This is a genomic window from Clostridium paraputrificum (assembly GCF_900447045.1).
Lineage (GTDB): Bacteria > Bacillota > Clostridia > Clostridiales > Clostridiaceae > Clostridium > Clostridium paraputrificum.
Genome location: NZ_UAWH01000014.1, coordinates 407,124 through 427,500 on the forward strand (window position 1 = coordinate 407,124; position 20,377 = coordinate 427,500).

The following is a 20,377-nucleotide window of genomic DNA, read 5'->3' on the forward strand; positions in this document are numbered from 1 at the left end:
AGGAGTTGTGTTAACTTGGGGCGAATAATAAAAAAAGTTTTAGTGGCTAACAGAGGGGAAATAGCAATAAGAATTTTTAGGGCATGTCATGAATTAGGCATAAGAACTGTAGCTGTATATTCAGAGGAGGATAAATGCTCATTATTTAGGACTAAGGCAAATGAGTCATACTTAATCGGAAAAAATAAAGGACCTGTTGAGGCTTACCTAGATATTGATGGTATTATTTCCTTAGCATTAAAAAAGCATGTAGATGCTATACATCCAGGTTACGGTTTTTTATCTGAAAACCCTGAATTTGCAAGAAAGTGTGAAGAAGCAGGTATTAGATTTATAGGACCTAAGCCAGAAATGATGGATAAACTAGGAGATAAGATAAAATCCAAGGTGGTAGCAAAAAGTGTAGGAGTTCCAGTGATTCCAGGGGTAGAAAAAGCTATATCATCTGAAGAAGAGGCTTTGGGTTTTGCTAGAAAGTGTGAATATCCAGTAATACTAAAAGCTGCTGCAGGTGGTGGCGGAAGAGGCATGAGGATAGTTAAAAAGGAAGAGGATTTAATATCATCATATATTAGTGCAAGAAGTGAGGCTAAAAAGGCCTTTGGTATAGATGATATATTTATTGAAAAGTATATAGAGGGCCCTAAGCATATAGAAATACAAATACTAGGAGATGATTATGGCAATATAGTACATTTATATGAGAGGGATTGTTCAATACAAAGAAGACATCAAAAGGTTGTAGAATTTAGTCCCGCTTTATCTTTATCAGTAGAAAAAAGAAAAGAGATATGTAATGATGCAATTAAAATAGCTAAAGTAGTTAATTATAGAAGTGCAGGAACTATTGAATTCTTGGTAGATAAACATGGGAATCACTACTTTATAGAGATGAATCCAAGAATTCAAGTAGAGCATACCGTAACGGAAATAACAACTGGTATTGATATAGTACAAAGTCAAATACTTATAGCAGAAGGATTTAAATTATCATCAGATGAAATTGGAATTAAGAGTCAGGATGATATTAAGCCAAGAGGATATGCAATTCAATGTAGAATAACCACAGAGGATCCTGCAAATAACTTTTCTCCTGATAATGGTAAGATGGATGTTTATAGGACAGGATCTGGATTTGGTATAAGACTTGATGGTGGTAACGGATTTGAGGGGGCAGTGGTAAGTCCTTATTATGATAGCTTGTTAGTGAAGATAACATCATTTTCTAGAACTTTTGAAGATGCAGTAAGAAAGTCTATTAGATCTATAAAAGAATTAAACATAACAGGAATAAAAACAAATGTAGATTTCCTTATTAATGTTCTTAATAATGATATATTTCAACATGGAGAGTGTGACACAAATTTTATTTCATCTAATCCTCAATTATTTAATATAGAACCTACAACTAATGAAGAGCAAAGGGTTCTTAGAATGATTGGTGAGAAAGTGGTAAATGAAACAAAGGGAGAAAAGAAGGATTATGATTTTCCTATAATTCCTCAACCTAAAATAGATATAAAAACTCTTATAGGGACAAAACAAATACTTGATGAACAGGGAGCTGAAGGTGTTATAAAGTGGATAAAAGATCAAAAGAAGCTTTTATTAACTGATACTACAATGAGAGATGCCCAGCAATCATTGGTTGCAACTAGAGTTAGAAGTAGAGATATGATAAGTATAGCAAAAGCTACAGCAGATTATGGGAAAGACCTATTTTCTCTTGAAATGTGGGGAGGAGCAACATTTGATACAGCATATAGATTTTTAAAGGAAGATCCATGGGAGAGGTTAGATGAGTTAAGAAAAAGAATTCCTAATGTTATGTTTCAAATGCTTATAAGAGGGGCTAACTGTGTAGGTTATAAGAATTATCCTGATAATGTAATAAGGGAATTTATTAGGGAATCATCTAAAAGTGGTATAGATATATTTAGAATATTTGACTCTTTAAATTGGTTGAAAGGTATAGAGGTTTCTTTAGATGAGGTTTTAAGTTGCGGAAAAATAGCAGAAGTAGCATTATGTTATACAGGAGATATTTTAGATACTAATAGAGATAAGTATTCATTACAATACTATGTAAATAAGGCAAAAGAAATAGAGAAAATGGGAGCACATATTCTTGCTATTAAAGATATGTCTGCTCTACTTAAACCATATTCAGCTAGAAAATTGATAAAGGCATTGAAGAATGAAATATCAATACCAATACATCTTCATACACATGATACAACAGGAACAGGTGTGGCTACAGTTCTAATGGCTGCAGAGGCTGGGGTTGATATTGTTGATACTACTTTCAATGGTATGTCAGGGCTAACAAGTCAACCAGCATTAAATTCCATAGTTGCAGCTTTAGAAAATACAGATAGAGATACTGGAATTGATTTGAATGATATTCAAAAGCTTTCAGATTATTGGGATGGTATAAGACCTATATATAGCAAGTTTGAATCAGGTTTAAAATCTGGAAGTGCTGAAATATATAAATATGAAATACCTGGAGGACAGTATTCTAATTTAAGACCTCAAGTAGAGAGCTTTGGATTAGGTCATAGATTTAAAGAAGTTAAGCTTATGTACAAGAGAGTCAATGAAATGGTTGGGGATATAATTAAGGTTACACCATCTTCTAAGATGGTTGGAGATATGGCTATATTTATGGTTCAAAATGATCTCACTCCTGAAAATGTATATAATAAAGCTAAAAATATGGCTTTTCCAGATTCTGTGGTATCTTATTTTAAAGGTATGATGGGACAACCAGAAGGTGGATTTCCAAAGGATCTTCAAAAGCTAGTTTTAAAAGGAGAGAAACCTATTGATGTAAGACCGGGAGAGTTATTAAAAGATGAAGATTTCCAAGGAATAAAAGGGCATATAAATAAGAGATTCAGTATTAAAGCTACTAATAGGGATGCAATAAGTTATGCATTATATCCAGATGTATATGAAGAATATTTAAAGTTCCTTCAAGAGTTTGGTAATGTAAGCAGGATTAGAAGTGATGTGTTTTTACATGGATTAGCAGAGGGAGAAGTAAGCGAAATAGATTTAGGAGAAGGAAAAACTATAATAGTTAAGCTTGTACAAATAGGAAATATAGATTTAGATGGATATAGAAATGTTGATTTCGAAATAAATGGATATAGAAGGTCTATAAGAATTAAGGATAGAACTCAAACTGTAAGAAGTGTTCTTGGAGAAGACAGTAAATTTAGAATGGCTGATTCAAATAATAAGTCTGATGTTGGTGCAAGTATACCAGGTAATATTATTAAAATTTTAGTGAAAAAAGGAGAAAGAGTTGAAGAGGGTCAAAGCTTAGCTGTAATTGAAGCTATGAAGATGGAAACTAATATAGTAGCAACAATAGAAGGCATAATAGAAGCAGTATATGTTTCAGAAGGACAACAAGTTAAAACTGGAGAATTATTAATGAAAATTTCAAATTAAAGTAGAGAAGCTCGTATTGAATACGAGTTTCTCTTTTTTTATAATGTTAATCTCATTATACTGTTAGCATTAAAGTCTAAGCTACTATTAGCGTAGTATTCTCCTTCATCTCCTGTATTTTTAATAGTAAGAGGTTCAGGGGAGAATAACATGAAAACTAGATTGTCCATATTCCACTTAATACTGTTAGAAGTATCACTAGGAACGTTGAATAATAATTCTAATGTTCTGTTATCTAATAAAGTTCCCTTTAAGGTTATAGCTACATCCGCTGTTGCTTTTTCAGCATCATTTTCTAAGAATAATTTATTTTCTGATGGAGCTTCTTCACGAACATACAATTTTCCGAAGTTGTCTATATTCATATATGGTTTATCTAATGGTGTAGTATTATCCATATCTATGAACTTTAGATTTGTAATTCCTGTATCACTTAATAAATCGCTTGGTAAGGAATTACTATCTATATCATAATTGAATGTCATAGTGAACTTACTATCAGTTACAAGTCCATTAGATACAAATGTTGTATTTAAAATATAGAAATTAGATACAGGAGTATAATCAAAGCTTTCTATTCTATTAGAATTTATATCTACTGTACCGAGTGTAGGATTCATAGCATTTGTTCTAACAAAAAGAGAATGAGAGGTTATTGCTGCACCTCCAGATGCAGGTATATATCCTTTGATTAATAAGGTGTCTTTATTATTTGTTATTGATACAGATTTAATTGGAGTAACTACATAAGGTGAATTTTCTTGAGTATTCTTAAAGGATACTACGAAGTCATTGTTTTGAGTTGCTTTAATATCGTTAGAGAATTTAACAGCTATTTCATAAGGATATCCTATAGCTATAATAGTATCATCACCAATACCTAAAGTATATTTAGTAGGTTCAGTACTTAAGTTACTTAAGCTAATTCCTACTAGATTTGAAGGGATACTATTTAGTATTTCTCTATTAAAGACGTCTTCTGTAATATTTTTTCCGAATATATCTACTATTCCATTTGGAGTTGTTGCGCCTACATATGCATATTTATATCCAGAGTTTAGAGAATTTTCTTCTAATGAGAATATTATACTAGTATTATCCTCAGAAAGTTCAGTATCTAATATTGTTAAAGTTTTTAGTTTATTAAACTCATCTAAATTAGAAGGATCAATTACATTTTCACTAACCTTTATTATAAAATCGCTAGGAGATACTGATAAAAATTCATTTGTATAGGACTTTCCACCAACTGTTACCTTATCTGTATAGTTGTAAGTCATTTTATTGTGAGCCTGCATTTCAACATTACCTTTAGACAAATTAATCAAAGGTACTGCAGCATCTATTTTTTCACCCTCACATAATGGATATACATTTCCAGATGCATTACATACATATTTATAATCTGAGAATTTTAATCCTGTATATCCGATATGAATAGAGTAATTGTTGTTAGGTGTTCCATCAGTTGCTCCAAAAGTAGGATATTGAGAATCTAATGGTAAAGTAAATCTTACCCATTTGTTATTTTCCATAACATAAGTTGTAGTATTTTCAGGTAAAGGATTCTTAGTAGATTCATTAGTTGACTCAATGAACTTATAGTTAATTGGAAGGTTTGCAGCACATTGAGAACCACTTGAAGATATAGTCATTGGAGTAGAATATTTTATTATTATAGAATTACTAGTATCATCAATTATATCCTCAGTAGAATTAAGTGCTATAATCTCTACTACTTCAGGTAATGATAAATCACTAATATTAACTATCCTATTTGTTGATTGTATTCCTTCACCATTTTCATCAACAATAGAATTTTCATTAATAACTAGGCTGTAGTCACCAGTTGGAAGTAATTCTTTTGTTGTAAGGACTACTGTTGTTTTATCAGACCCAAACTCAGCTGATAGAATTTCTTGAGGCAAGTTTTCTGAATTTAATAAAGTATAGTTTGTTTTATTATTAGCGCCAACCCCAGAAACATCATCTTTCATTACTGTTGAGAAAGATAGATTAATAATTGTATTCTTTGGATTTATAATATTCATGTCTTGGCTAGCACTTTTTAGTGTAGGCTTTATACTTTCAATAGTTGCTTGTAATGGAGTAAGAGGTATAGAGTAACCATTGGCATCAAATAAAATAGGTGTATCAGATGGTAAATTACCAACCTTTAAAGTTTGTGTTCCTATATTTAATGGACTATCTAAACCTAGCAATAAGGTGTTAAAAGTATTATCAACTCTAGAAACTCTATCTACAGATATAGGGTTATTATTTTCATCGAATAGTATATTACCAGTTAACCCTGTTGAAGGTTTTGGAAGTAATACGTTGTTATCAAACTTAACTATTAATTCATTTCTTGAAATTGCATCTAAGTTAGTTGCTTTTGCTGGAGTATTTGTTACTTGAACAGAAAATGGAACTTCCATTGGAGGTACTATTCTTTGTTCTACTGTTTGATCAACTATTACGGTGGATTTATCTAATGGATTTGTGTGGTAAACTCCATTATTTATTTGTAATATATGATTTTGTATAGTTGTAACAGGAAGTATCTTACTATCTTCTTCGAAAAAGATACTTCTCATGTCTGGGCTAATACTTGCTATATCCTTTTTTAAAGCACCATCCCATTTGGCTATAGAGGTATTTGTGGAGGTATTAGCAAGCCTATTATAGAAAATACCATAAAAATTTGTAAGAATATCATCTGAATTTGCAGATAATAAATTATCTACAGGATATCTAAAAGAAACCTTTAAAATTCTATTGCCTAGAGCTTCAACTTTTACGTCATTAGTTGGGTCTGCTATTGCTGAAATTGAGTCAAAAGAAAAATTGTATGCTTCACTAGTTTCATTATTATCATTAGTTACAGTAATAGAGTATTGTTTATTAGGAATTAGGTTTTCACCTATTAATAAAAAGGTCTTTGTATTTTTGTTGGTAGAATCAAAAGAGTTTGGAACTAATGTTCCATTATACACTTTTGATGGATTATCAGAATCAAACAACTTAATATTATAATTGTTATTAAAATTAGTATTTAGATATATATCTAAACTTTTGTTATTGGGATTTAGAACGCTTTCTATTTGGAAAGCTGCTGAGTTCTCAGCCATAATAAAGCCTCCTTTATTTTTTAAAACGAAAGTTAATATAAATAAAATATATATTCTTCTTATTTATTTTATGTAAAGTAAGTGAATTGTGTTCTATATTTAAGCACTAAAATGATTAAAGTATCATATTGTGTGAATATAGAAATGCTTAAAGAGGATATTAATGAAAGAAAATAACAATAATCAAAAAGAAGTAAACAATGAATCTTCAGTTTCTGAGGAAGAACTTTTTAAGCAATTAAATATATTAAATATTTCATATGATTCTTTATTACTTATTTTACTTGCAATTATTTTGAATATAGAGTTTGTTAGTGGAGAGAGAATTAAGATATTAGATAAACTAAATAATACTAATATGGCTGATTCTTTGCCAGATTTAAGTAAGATACCTAGGATATCTAATGAAATATTTCTTTTAACTACATCAATTTTTTTATTTATAAATTATGATGCTTTTGAAACAGCAATAGAAAATGATGCTTCTAGAAGAGATGAGATTAGGGCATTTAGAGCTTTTATATCAAGTTTTCTTATATTAGTTGCAACATCAATTACTAGCGGTAATCTAGAAGTATAAGAAGGTATTAAAAACGTATTTGTTTTATAATACCTTTTTTTAGTTATAAAGTTTTAAACTTTATTAATTCTATATTTTTAGATATATAACAATCTTTTTCGGGTTCAATATTACATAAGTCTGTTGATAAATATTTCTTATTATCATCAGCGAAAACTGTCACTATAACAGGATTCTTTTTTTGTGATAGTTCATAGGCCTTTATTGCGCCTAGGAAGTTAGCACCAGAAGATATCCCAACTCCTAGCCCTAAAGTTTTAGATAACTTTTGTGCCATAAGTATTGCGTCTCCATCATTAACTCCAATAACATCATTGACTTTAGAAAAATCTAAAATAGGAGGGATAAACTCATCTACAATTCCTTGGATTCTATGGTCATTTACTTGAGTTCCTGTAGATAGAGTGGGTGAATTAGATGGTTCGAGAGGATATATTTTTATATTAGGATTATGTTTTTTTAAATATGTCCCAATTCCCATAACAGTTCCTCCTGTACCTACACCAGCAATAAATGCAGAAGGAGTTAGATTGTGCTTTTTTAATATGTTCAATATTTCTGGTCCAGTAGAGCAGTAGTGTGCTTCTGTGTTATATTTATTAGAAAATTGCTTTGGTAAAAATACATTCTTATTATTTTTAGCAATTTCTTCTGTGATGGATATACATTTTAAGAATCCACCATCCTCCTTGGATACTAAGTTTATTTCTGAACCAAAGCCTCTTAATAATTTCTTTCGTTCATCACTCATCCAGTCAGGCATGTATATTACCACATTATGACCTAAATAAGTACCAATTGAACTGAAAGAAATCCCAGTATTTCCACTTGTAGCTTCGATTATAGTATCATTAGGGTTTAATTCTTTGTTTTCATATGATTTCTTTATGATATGAAGTGCCATTCTATCTTTTATACTTCCTGTATAATTATAGTATTCTAGTTTTGAATAAATTTTTATTTCCTTACCATTATAAACACAGGTTATTTCTACTAGAGGTGTGTTACCAATTAGCTTTTCTAATGATTTTAGTTTTGAATGTATATTTAACATTGTACAACTCCTATATATTGTTTATTTTATTGAAAATGAAGTCTCACATTAATTCTAATGCAAAGACTTTATTTTTTAGAACTAATTAATATTTACATTATGCTATTATAGCCAAGTATTTATTTAGATTACATTATTATTGATAAATCTAACAATACTGCACCTTTTAAGCCCTACAAATCATAAATATGTTTTTTATTTTTATTAGTTACAAATAAAAAACTTAATATTTTATTATAAATAGCTAATTCTATTGCTGTAGGATAATAAAAAAATTATAATAAAAGTGTCATAAATGTTAAAAAAATAATAATTAAGAGAGGTAAATATGAAAGTAAATTGGAATACTAAATATAATACAATATGCGTATATACATTTATTTTAGTGTGTTCTATTATATTATTTTATTTGTCAATATCACAATTAGGAGTGTTGTGGGGGAAGATAGGGAAAGTATTAAGTTTATTACAACCATTTATATTTGGATTTGCTATTGCGTATCTATTAGATTTTTTATTGAGATTTTATGAAAGTAGAATGGAAAATATTAAATGCTTTAAAAAAGTGAGTTTTAGAAGAAAAAGAACTGTAGGGCTAATATTAACTTATATAACTACATTTTTAGTTATAGTTTTATTTATGCAATTTGTTTTACCACAAGTAATAGACAGTCTGGTTGGGTTAATAAATGATATTCCTACATATATAAACAATACAACAAAGTTATTTGAGGAGATTGTTCATAAATTTGATTTAAATGAAGAGGTATTTAATTTTATAAATACGAATTTTAATGATGTAACTAATTATATAATAAAGCAAGTAACAAATATGTTACCTGTATTGGGTGGGGTAGTAACTTCTACAGCTGCAGGATTATGGAATGTAGTGCTTGGAATAATAATTTCAATATACATTTTAATTGATAAGGAAAAGTTCTGTGCATTAGCTAAGAAAGTTAGCTATGCTATTTTACCACAAAGAGCTGCAAATAAGACTATAGAAATAACTCATAGAAGTAGTGATACTTTTGGAAAGTTTTTAAGTGGAAAGATACTTGATTCGTTAATAATTGGTATATTAACATTTGTTGTTTTAACAATATTTAAAATGCCATATACCTTATTAGTATCTGTAATAGTTGGTATAACTAATATAATTCCATTCTTCGGACCGTTTATTGGTGCTATACCTTCAGTAATAATAATATTATTTGTATCTCCAGTTAAAGCTTTATGGTTTTTACTTATAATTCTTGTGATACAACAAATTGATGGTAATATAATAGGGCCTAAGATTTTAGGAGACTCTATAGGTATATCAGCATTTTGGATATTGTTTTCTATATTAGTGGCTGGTAAATTCTTAGGGTTAGTAGGAATGGTAATAGGTGTACCTTTATTTGCAGTAATATACTCTATAATAAAAGAGGTAGTAGAAAGTCAATTAGATAAGAAAGGTATGAAGACAAAAACAGAAGATTATATGTAATATATTAAAGGAGGAGTATTGATGATTAGAGAAGAATTATTAGAAAGATTTTTAAGGTATGTTAAGGTGAATACAAAATCTGATGAAAGAAGTGAAACTACTCCAAGTACAGCTTGTCAATTAGATTTAGCCAGAATCTTAAAGGATGAATGTGAAAAGATGGGGTTAAAAGAAGTAACTCTTGATGATAAAGGATATGTAATGGCAACTTTACCTAGCAATATTAAGGAAAACGTTCCGGTTATAGGTTTTATAGCTCACATGGATACATCTCCAGATTTTAAAGGAGAAGGTGTAAATCCTCAAATAGTAGAATACAATGGTGGAAATATATATTTAAATAAAGATATACATTTAAGTGAATCTAGTTATCCTGTTTTAAAGAAGTTAATTGGAGAAACTATAATTACAACTGATGGAACAACTCTTCTTGGAGCTGATGATAAAAATGGTATTGCAGAAATAATGACTGCAATGAGCTATTTAATAAAACATCCAGAGATTTCTCATGGAAAGATAAGAATAGCATTTACCCCTGATGAAGAGGTAGGTAGAGGTGCAGATTTCTTCGATGTAGAAAAGTTTGGAGCAGATTTTGCTTATACAATAGATGGTGGAGCGTTAGGAGAATTAGAGTGTGAAAACTTTAATGCCTCTTCTGCTATAGTTAAGGTAAATGGCAGCAACATTCATCCAGGATATGCTAAGGACAAAATGAAAAATAGTATTCTTATAGCATATGAATTCCATAATGAGTTACCACAAAATGAATCACCACAACATACAAGTGGATATGAAGGATTCTATCATTTAAATGATATTGAAGGTTCAGTAGAAAGTACAACTTTAACTTATATATTGAGAGATTTTGAAACTGATGGAATAGATAATAGAAAGAATAAATTAAATGATATTAAAGAGAAGCTAAATTCAAAATATGGAGATGGAACAGTAGAAATTATTCTAAAAGATCAATATAAAAATATGAAGGAAATAATTGATGAGTATCCAGAAGTAATGGAGAGAGCGAAAAAAGCTATGGAAGCTTTAGATATAGTTCCTAAATTAGTTCCAATTAGAGGAGGAACAGACGGATCAAGGTTATCTTTTATGGGGTTACCTTGTCCTAATATATTTACTGGTGGATATAATTTTCATGGTAAATATGAATTTACTGTAGTTTCATATATGGAATTAGCTTGCAAAACAATAATCGAAATATGTAAATGTTAAAAGAAGTCCAATATTGGACTTCTTTTTATTTGTAAATATTTTGATTGGTGAAAGACGTAATTATATTTGTTTAGTTAGGAAGTTATCAATTATATAGAAAAATAAGTTTAAATATAAATGAATGATATAAAGTGTAAATGCACAAAATAAATATAGTTATAACAAGAATATTGTTAAAAAAACTACATACATAGCTATATAAATGTTTTTGTGGAACCTAAAAATATATAAGTTTGACAAAATATTTACAAAAAATCAATTATTTGATGGGTAAGTTAGATAAAAATTAAAAAAGTTAACAAAAAACATTGACAAAAAATAAACAATAAAATAAAATAAAAGTGTGGAAAGAATGATAAAAAAATCACAAATGATTATTATATAAATTTTAGGAGGAACTAAAGATGGCAGTTACTAATGCACAAGAATTAACTAAAAGAATTCAAGAATTAAAAGAGGCGCAAAAGATATTCGCAACTTATACTCAAGAACAAGTAGATGAAATTTTCAGACAAGCAGCTTTGGCAGCAAATAATGCAAGAATTAAGCTTGCAAAGATGGCTGTTGAAGAAACAGGAATGGGTATTGTTGAAGATAAAGTTATAAAGAATCATTTTGCAGCTGAATATATATATAATCAATATAAAGATATGAAAACTTGTGGAGTTTTAGAAGAAGATAAAACTTTTGGGGTTACAAAAATTGCAGAACCAATAGGAGTTATAGCTGCTATAGTTCCAACTACAAATCCAACATCAACAGCTATATTTAAAACATTAATAGCTTTAAAAACTAGAAATGCAATAATAATAAGTCCGCATCCAAGAGCTAAGAAAGCTACAATAGCAGCAGCAAAGGTCGTTTTAGATGCAGCAGTTAAAGCTGGTGCTCCAGAAGGAATTATCGGATGGATAGATGAACCTTCAGTTGAACTATCAGGAAATGTTATGAGAGAATCAGATATAATACTAGCTACAGGTGGCCCAGCGATGGTTAAGGCTGCTTACTCATCAGGAAGACCAGCTTTAGGAGTTGGTGCAGGAAATACTCCAGCCATTATAGATGAAACAGCTCACATAAAAATGGCTGTAAACTCGATTTTATTATCTAAGACATTTGATAATGGGGTTATATGCGCATCAGAACAATCAATAGTTGTTTTAGAAGAAGTTTATGATGAAGTTAAGAGAGAATTAGCAGATAGAGGAGCTTACATCCTTAAGGGTGAAGAAATAGATAAGGTTAGAAAAGTAATCTTAAATGATAGAGGTGGCCTAAATGCAGATATTGTTGGTCAATCAGCATATAAGATTGCACAAATGGCAGGAGTGAATGTTCCAGAATCAGCTAAGGTTTTAGTTGGAGAAGTAACTTCAGTTGAATTAGAAGAACCATTCTCGCATGAAAAGTTATCACCAGTATTAGCTATGTATAAAGCTAAATCATTCGAAGAAGCTTTAGATAAGGCTGATAGATTAATTGAATTAGGTGGTATGGGACACACTTCAATACTATATACAGATCAAATAAAGTCAAAAGATAGAATATTAACATTTGGTGAAAGAATGAAGACTGCTAGAACTCTAATTAATATGCCAGCAGCACAAGGAGCTATCGGAGATTTATTTAACTTTAAGTTAGCACCATCATTAACACTAGGATGTGGATCATGGGGTGGAAACTCAGTTTCAGAAAACGTTGGTCCTAAGCACTTAATTAACATTAAGAGCATTGCTGAGAGGAGAGAAAATATGCTTTGGTTTAGAGTTCCAGAAAAGACTTATTTCAAATATGGTTGTTTACCAGTAGCTCTTGAAGAATTACACGATATGGGCAAAAAGAAAGCCTTCATCGTAACAGATAAAGTATTATTCCAAATGGGATACACAAATAAAGTAACAGAAGTACTAGAAAAGAACGGAATACAATATAAAATATTCTCAGATGTTGAACCAGATCCAACATTAAGATGTGCAAGAGCTGGTGCTAAGGAAATGCTAGATTTCAATCCAGATGTAATTATCTCTCTTGGTGGTGGATCAGCTATGGATGCTGCTAAGATTATGTGGGTTATGTATGAACATCCAGAAGTTAACTTCCATGATTTAGCTATGACATTTATGGATATTAGAAAAAGAATTTACAAGTTCCCAACAATGGGTCAAAAGGCTATGATGGTTTCAATAGCTACATCAGCAGGAACAGGATCAGAAGTTACTCCGTTCGCAGTTATAACTGATGAAACTACAGGGGTTAAATATCCATTAGCTGACTATGAATTAACTCCAGATATGGCTATAGTTGATGCTGAGTTAATGATGACTTCACCTAAAGGGTTAACAGCTTGTGCAGGTATAGACGTATTGGTTCACTCTATAGAAGCATATGTTTCAATTATGGCGTCTGAATACACTAATGGATTAGCTTTAGAAGCTATTAGATTAGTATTTAAATATTTACCAGATGCTTATAATGAAGGAACAACAAATGTTAAAGCTAGAGAAAAAATGGCTCATGCTTCATGTATGGCTGGTATGGCATTCTCAAATGCTTTCTTAGGAATAAACCACTCATTAGCTCATAAGCTAGGTGCATTCCACCACTTACCACATGGTATGGCAAACTCTCTAGTAATGAACGAAGTTATAAGATTCAATGCTACAGATGCACCAACTAAGCAAGCAGCATTTGCTCAATATAAATATCCAAATGCATCATGGAGATATGCTAGAATTGCAGATCATCTAGGATTAGGAGGATCTACTAATGAGGAAAAAGTAGAATTATTAATCAAAGCTATAGAGGAATTACAAGCTAAGGTTAATATGCCAAAGACAATTAAAGAAGCTGGTATAAGTGAAGATGCATTCTATGCAACACTTGATGAAATGGTAGAGCAAGCATTTGATGACCAATGTACAGGTGCTAATCCAAGATACCCATTAATGAGTGAATTAAAGGAAATTTATATAAAATCTTATGAAGTTAAGAAAGAAGCTTCAAAAGAAGTAAAAAAGCCTAAGAAAAAATAACATTTATATAAAACTACAAAAGTTGATTTCGCAAAAAAGGATCGTATCAAATAAGATACGGTCCTTTTTGTAATGATTAAAATTTATTTTTACTAATTATTTAAGTTTTAGCTATTAATCAAACATTTTTTTATTATATTTAAACCATTAATAATATCCTTTGTACTGACGCTAGATATACTAAGCCTTATTCCTTTTTTGTAAAATGAATTATCTATAAAACAGCGTTTACCAGGTCCTACAATAACTTTGTTATTTCTTAATTCTTTAATTAATATGTCTTCGTTTATATGGTCGGGAAGAAATATATAACTATAAAAACCTGATATGTCAATAAAATAATTTATACCTAGATTTTTCAAAATTAGAAGTTTATTTAAAAGAATTTCATGTTTCCTTTTTAAATCATTAGTTATAACATCGCTATGTTTTTTTAAAATATTACTTCTTATATATATTTCAAGAGTAGCTTGAGATAATAATGATGGTGATATGTAATATCTTATATCTAATTTTTTTATATGATTTTTAAAGGAGTTAATTAAGTTGTTAGGTATAACTGAAACTCCAACTCTCATCCAAGGCATAATTTTTGAAAAACTTTTGAGATATATGACGTGAGTGAAGTCTGAATATGAATAAATAGGGTCGTATTTTTCGTCTAAATAAATATCTGAAAAATAATCATCTTCTACAACATAAACGTCATATTTGGCTGCTAATTTAGCAATTGCTTTCCTTTGAGATTTTTTTAAAGTAGTTCCTAAAGGGTTGTGGTGACGCGGGATTGTATAGAAGAATTTAATAGGCTCTTCTTTAAAAATTTTTTCTAGTTTATCTAAATTAATACCATCTTCGTTTCTCTCAATTCCCATTATATCTATGTTTAGCATTTTTAGGTTATCTAAAAAGTGTCCATAACTTGGCTGTTCTAATAATATCTTTGTTTTATTATTCGGAAAGTTCATATCTATTAATAGGTTAAGAGTTTGAACTGTTCCCATAGTAATAAATAAGTTTTCTTTTTTAGTGAAAACTTGAAAGTTTGATAAATACCTAAGTGAGGCATCTTTTAAAGAATCTACTCCAGTATGATTCGAGTCTAGAGAATTATTTTTGTAAAGGTCTCCTGCCCAATTTAGACAGTGTTTTAAATCAGGTATATTCATATCTCCAATTAAAGTGTTACCGCTATAAAAGTTAATTGTATCTGATGTGCAGATGTTAATTTTATTTATGTTTTCTACAATATAATATCCGCTTTTAGGATTAGCGTATATAACATGATTATTTTTTAAAGTATCATAAGCTTTTATTACTGTGTTTATTGAACAGTTATACATTTTACTAAGCTCACGGACAGAAGGTATTTTTTTACCTACTGTATATATTCCTTTTTCTATTCCTTCTTCTATATCCTTGATTATTTTTTCGTATAATTTACTAATGATAAACACCTTCTTAACTGTTATGGTACAGTTTTAGAATATCATAAGTAAATTTTATTTTCTAGAAGTGAGATAAGCATTAATTAGTATTGCAAGAAATTTATTATAATAATATCAATCGATACGAAAAATAAATTGTTTGACAAAATAAAGGTTCGGAAAAAGTAGAAAAAAGTCTTGACCTGACGAATAATATTATATATATTATAAATATAGTTCGTTATTAGTTCGAAGGAAGGATAGGACATGAAGGTTAATATACATAGAGTAATGAAGGGGATTGAGAGGCTTAGCGAATTTAACTCTACCCCTGAAAAAGGTTGTACAAGATATTCTTACAGCAAAGAGGACCTGCTTGCTAGGAAATATTTAATTAATCAAATGAAAGAGGCAGGGTTTGAGGTACGCGTTGATAATATAGGTAATATAAAAGGGGTATTAAAAGGAACAGAGGAAAAGTTACCAGTGGTTATAAGCGGCTCACATATTGATACTGTTAAACACGGTGGTAATTATGATGGGATACTTGGTGTTGTTGCGGCTATAGAAGTTGGAAGAGTTATAAAAGAGAATAATCTAAAGCATAGAAGAGGATATCAAGTAGTGATTTTTACTGAAGAAGAAGGGTCTAATTTTTCTGTTAATCTTCTTGGAAGCAAAGCCATTGCTGGTAAGATTGAATTTGAAGATATAAAGGATCTTAAAGATAATATGGGTATTTCTATGGTGGATATGATAGAGAAATTAGGAGTTAATTCTAGAAGAGTATCTGAATGTAGGATTCCAAAGGAAGAAATCTATTCTATGATAGAGCTTCATATAGAACAAGGAAGAGTTTTAGATGAAGAAAATATTTCAGTGGGAATAGTTAAAGGAATAAACGCTTTAAATTGGTATGAGGTAAGGATAGAAGGGGAAGCTAATCATGCAGGTGCAACTCCTATGAAGTATAGGAAGGATGCCTTGATTGAAGCTTCAAAATTAATTTCTAAAATACCAACTATAGTTGAAAAGTTTGGAGATGAATCAAATGTAGCAACTGTAGGTGTTATAGAGTGTAAACCTAATTTGCCAAATGTAATTCCAAAAGAAGTAAAGTTCACAATAGATTTAAGAGGTATCGAACCTGATACAAATAGAAGGATTTTAGAAGAAATAAAAAATGAACTTAAAAAGATAGAGAATGGTGGAGTTAAGACTTCTATAAAAGAACTGACTAAGGCTAAGGAAACTAAGTCGAAGGAAGAAATATTAAAAATTATAGAAGAAAAGGCTTTAAAAAGAAAAATAAGTTATAAGTTTATGTATAGTGGTTCAAACCATGATACAAGCATTATTAGTGAAATATGTGATGTGGCTATGATATTTGTACCTAGTGTAAATGGAAGTAGTCATTGCCCAGAAGAGTATACAAAAGAAATAGATATTCAAAATGGATGTCAGTTGTTATTAGATACAGTAGAAGAATTAATTAAGTAAACATTAGGGGGACAAAATGTTAGAAAAACTATTCAAATTAAAGGAACACAATACAAATCCAAAAACTGAAATATCAGCAGGTATAGTTACGTTTATGACTATGGCTTACATTTTAGTTGTACAACCATCCTTTATGGGAGCAGCAGGAATGGATGTTGGAGCAGTAACAGTGGTTACAGCAATTCTTTCAGCGATATTCTCATTATTTATGGGATTATACACTAACTTACCTTTTGCTTTAGCTCCAGCTATGGGAAGTAATGCTTTCTTTGCATTCACACTTGTTGCTGGGGGAGTTGTTTCTTGGCAAACAGGATTAGGAATGGTATTTATTTCAGGAGTTATTTTCTTACTACTTTCTGTTTTAGGATTAAGAGAAGTTATAGTTAAGTTAATTCCTAAGAATGTAAAGCTTGCTATAGGGGCAGCAGTTGGATTCTATATAGTTTCACTTGGATTCAAGAATGGTGGAATTATGCAAGTAGATGGCTCTATTTCTATGGGGGATATTAAAACACCAGCAGTATTACTTACAATTATGGGGTTATGTTTACTGGTTTTCTTAATGTCAAGAAAAGTTAAGGGAGCTGTATTTATAGGAATTATAGCTACTACAATTATAGGGATTCCAATGGGAATTACACAAGTTCCAGAAACTGTAGTATCAATGCCGCCATCAATTGAGCCAATATTTATGAAGCTTGATATTATGGGTGCGTTAAAGTGGAGTTTCTTCCCATTAATATTCACATTCTTTGTTGGAGATTTCTTCTCAACTTTAGGTACATTAATAGGGGTTTCTGCTAAGGCGGATCTTTTGGACGAAGAAGGGAACTTACCAAATATTGAAAAGCCATTCTTAGTAGACTCAATTGCAACAATAGTAGGAGCATTATTTGGTTCAACAGTAGTAACAACTTATATTGAATCAGCTTCAGGTGTTGAAGAAGGTGGAAGAACTGGTTTAACAGCTGTATCAACAGCGGTATGTTTTGCTCTTGCAATATTCATAACACCAATAGTTGGGATGATACCAAATCAAGCTACAGCACCAGCATTAATAATTATAGGATTAATGATGTTATCAGGACTTAAGGATATAGATTTTAGTGATTTCACAGAATCATTCCCAGCGTTCGCTACAATTGCATTTACAATCTTCACAAACAGTATTTCAAATGGTATAAGTATGGGGATTATAGCTTATACATTTACAAAATTAGTTTCGGGTAGATATAAAGAATTAAATTGGGGAATTTATATCTTATCAATACCGTTGATTTTATACTTCTTAATATAGAAATAATAGAGCTGTGGTAATAGAGAAGAAAACTTATTCTCTATTGCCACGGCAACTTTTTATTAAAGTAAAAAGGATGTATCATAATTTTAAATTTTATATGCAGTTCTTAAATGTTTAAAAAGTTTAAAAGTTATAGTAAAAGTGCGTTGTTGAATGGATTTTTGTGAGGTGAACTTTAATTGAAAATAATTTACTTTAAGAATAAAAAATAATAATTATAGTTCCACCACAGAACACCTAAATTATATAGTGAAAGGATGAGTTTTATGTGGATTTTACCTAATGATAAAAAAGGATTAATAGAAGCAGCAAATGGAAAAAGAGAATATGATTTAGTTATTAAGAACGGAAAAATAGTTAATGTATTCACTGGAGAAATATATGAAGGTGAAGTTGGTATATATGAAAAGCATATTGGAGACGTTACATGTAGCATAGATGAGGAAAGAGAGCCTCTTAAAGGGAAAAAATATTATGATGCAGAAGGAAAGTATGTAATTCCAGGATTAATAGATGCACATATTCATATTGAAAGTACTTTACTTACTCCAAGAAATTTTGCAAAGGCAGTTACTGCACACGGGACAACTACGGTTGTTACAGACCCTCATGAAATAGGAAATGTCCATGGAATTAGAGGCGTTAAGTATATGCATGATTCTAGTGAAGGGCTTCCAATGAGACAATACATATTAGCACCATCATGTGTTCCAGCAGTACAAGGTTTAGAAAATGCAGGGGCTGAGTTTGATGAAAAAGATATAGAAGAAATGTTAGATTTAGAAAGAGTTATTGGTATTGGGGAAGTGATGGACTTCATCGGAGTAATTGATAATGATGAAAGGATGGTAAAGATTGTTGAAGCAGCTGAAAAGAGAAATATGTTTATTCAAGGGCATGCTCCATCTTTGACAGGAAAACAATTATCTTCTTATCTTTGTGCAGGAATATTAAGTTGCCATGAAAGTAGAAATGAAATTGAAGCTAGAGATAAGATGAGAAAAGGCATGTATGTTGATGCTAGAGAAAGTTCTATTTCTAAGGATGTAACCAAAATAGTAAAGGGAGTTAAGGATTTTAGATATTTAACAAATCTTACCTTATGTACTGATGATAGAGAAGTGGATGAAATATTAACTAGTGGTCATATGAATGATGTTGTAAAAACAGCAGTTAAGGCAGGATTAAATCCAATTGATGCTATAAGATGTGCAACATTAAATAATGCAAGAGAGTTAGGAATAAGAAATTTAGGTGCATTAGCTCCAGGATATTTAGCAGATATAGTTGTATTGGAGGATTTTGAGAGTTTTAAGGTTAATGCTGTAGTCTTCGAAGGAGAAATAGTGGCTGAAGAGGGAAAACTATTAAAGGAAATAGAAGATATAAAATATGATATTGAAGAAGAAAACTCAGTTCATGTAAAAGAGTTAAAAATTGAAGATTTTATGTTAAAAGCTCCTATAGAAGAAGGTAAGATAAAAACAAAGATAATTCAATATAGAAGTCAAATATCATCAGTTACAGATTTTATAGAAAAAGAATTAAGTGTTAAAGATGGATATATAGATTTATCAGGGGAAGAGGATTTAAAGTTTGTAATTGTTATTAATAGACATGGTAAAGATGAGAACAAATCAATAGCAGTGGTAAAGAATTTTGGGTTAACTAAGGGTGCGTTAGGAAGTACTATATCACATGATAGTCATAATCTAACAATAGTATATGAGGATCCTAAAGAAGCTTTACTAGTAGCAAATGACTTGATTCAAATGGGTGGTGGATTAAGCTGTGTGGAAAATGGTGAATTAAAAGAGCATTTACAACTAAAAGTTGCAGGGCTGATGTCAAATAAAGAAGCAGAAGAGTTATCTAAGGCTGCTAACAAGATGAAGAAAGCTATAAGAGAATTAGGTATTACTGAGATGCCCAACCCATTATTGAGAGTTGTAACGCTTGCACTTCCTGTAATTCCTTGTGCTAAGATGTCTGACTGTGGTGTTGTAGATGTATTGAACAAAAAGTTAGTAAATATATTTGAATGCTAAAAGCTTGATAAAAATATCAATAAATGGTATATTAGTGTAAAAGAATATAGTGAATTAGCTAGGGGTGCCGTAAGGCTGAGAAGGATTTTCCTAACTCTTGTACCTGATATGGATA

General features: G+C 30.4%; 11 protein-coding genes and 1 riboswitch (1 of these 12 running past the window's edge). Of the genes, 8 read left to right on the forward strand and 3 right to left on the reverse strand.

The window, feature by feature from the left end:
• Positions 1–15: 15 nt before the first annotated feature.
• Complete coding sequence (locus DR024_RS06960; RefSeq protein WP_065254478.1) at positions 16–3,462, forward strand: pyruvate carboxylase; 3,447 nt, start codon at positions 16–18, stop codon at positions 3,460–3,462.
• A 38-nt stretch (positions 3,463–3,500) separates the two neighbouring features.
• On the opposite strand, the gene DR024_RS06965 is transcribed toward DR024_RS06960, so the two are convergent.
• A complete protein-coding gene (locus tag DR024_RS06965) occupies positions 3,501–6,593 on the reverse strand; it encodes a hypothetical protein (RefSeq protein ID WP_111918398.1) in 3,093 nt (1,030 codons plus the stop codon).
• Between the two features lie 163 nt (positions 6,594–6,756).
• On the opposite strand from DR024_RS06965, the gene DR024_RS06970 reads away from it, so the two are divergent.
• Entirely contained in the window at positions 6,757–7,173 is a 417-nt protein-coding gene (locus tag DR024_RS06970) for a hypothetical protein (RefSeq protein ID WP_027098656.1), read from the forward strand.
• A 43-nt stretch (positions 7,174–7,216) separates the two neighbouring features.
• Here DR024_RS06970 and DR024_RS06975 read toward each other — a convergent pair whose 3' ends face one another.
• Positions 7,217–8,227: a PLP-dependent cysteine synthase family protein gene (locus tag DR024_RS06975; RefSeq protein ID WP_027098655.1), complete on the reverse strand. Its 1,011-nt coding sequence runs from the start codon at positions 8,225–8,227 to the stop codon at positions 7,217–7,219.
• 328 nt (positions 8,228–8,555) lie between these two features.
• Between DR024_RS06975 and DR024_RS06980 the strand changes: the two genes are divergently transcribed.
• From DR024_RS06980 to adhE, 3 genes are all read left to right on the forward strand, one after another.
• On the forward strand, positions 8,556–9,719 hold the full coding sequence (locus DR024_RS06980; RefSeq protein WP_055183976.1) for an AI-2E family transporter: 1,164 nt from the start codon (positions 8,556–8,558) through the stop codon (positions 9,717–9,719).
• Between the two features lie 21 nt (positions 9,720–9,740).
• Positions 9,741–10,952: a peptidase T gene (pepT, locus tag DR024_RS06985; protein ID WP_055183975.1), complete on the forward strand. Its 1,212-nt coding sequence runs from the start codon at positions 9,741–9,743 to the stop codon at positions 10,950–10,952.
• A gap of 404 nt (positions 10,953–11,356) precedes the next feature.
• Positions 11,357–13,984 carry a bifunctional acetaldehyde-CoA/alcohol dehydrogenase gene (gene adhE / locus DR024_RS06990; protein ID WP_027098652.1) on the forward strand — a complete coding sequence of 876 codons (2,628 nt, stop codon included), beginning with the start codon at positions 11,357–11,359 and terminating at the stop codon, positions 13,982–13,984.
• 107 nt (positions 13,985–14,091) lie between these two features.
• On the opposite strand, the gene DR024_RS06995 is transcribed toward adhE, so the two are convergent.
• Entirely contained in the window at positions 14,092–15,441 is a 1,350-nt protein-coding gene (locus DR024_RS06995; protein WP_051195983.1) for an aminotransferase-like domain-containing protein, read from the reverse strand.
• Positions 15,442–15,678: 237 nt separating this feature from the next.
• Here DR024_RS06995 and DR024_RS07000 point away from each other — a divergent pair, with 237 nt between their 5' ends.
• From DR024_RS07000 to ade, 3 genes are all read left to right on the forward strand, one after another.
• Positions 15,679–16,911: a M20 family metallo-hydrolase gene (locus tag DR024_RS07000; protein ID WP_027098650.1), complete on the forward strand. Its 1,233-nt coding sequence runs from the start codon at positions 15,679–15,681 to the stop codon at positions 16,909–16,911.
• Positions 16,912–16,927: 16 nt separating this feature from the next.
• A complete protein-coding gene (locus tag DR024_RS07005; protein WP_111918400.1) occupies positions 16,928–18,211 on the forward strand; it encodes an NCS2 family permease in 1,284 nt (427 codons plus the stop codon).
• A 269-nt stretch (positions 18,212–18,480) separates the two neighbouring features.
• Positions 18,481–20,262, forward strand: coding sequence for an adenine deaminase (ade, locus tag DR024_RS07010; RefSeq protein ID WP_027098648.1), 1,782 nt, complete (start codon positions 18,481–18,483; stop codon positions 20,260–20,262).
• A 50-nt stretch (positions 20,263–20,312) separates the two neighbouring features.
• Positions 20,313–20,377, forward strand: a riboswitch (TPP riboswitch); it runs 32 nt beyond the window's last position.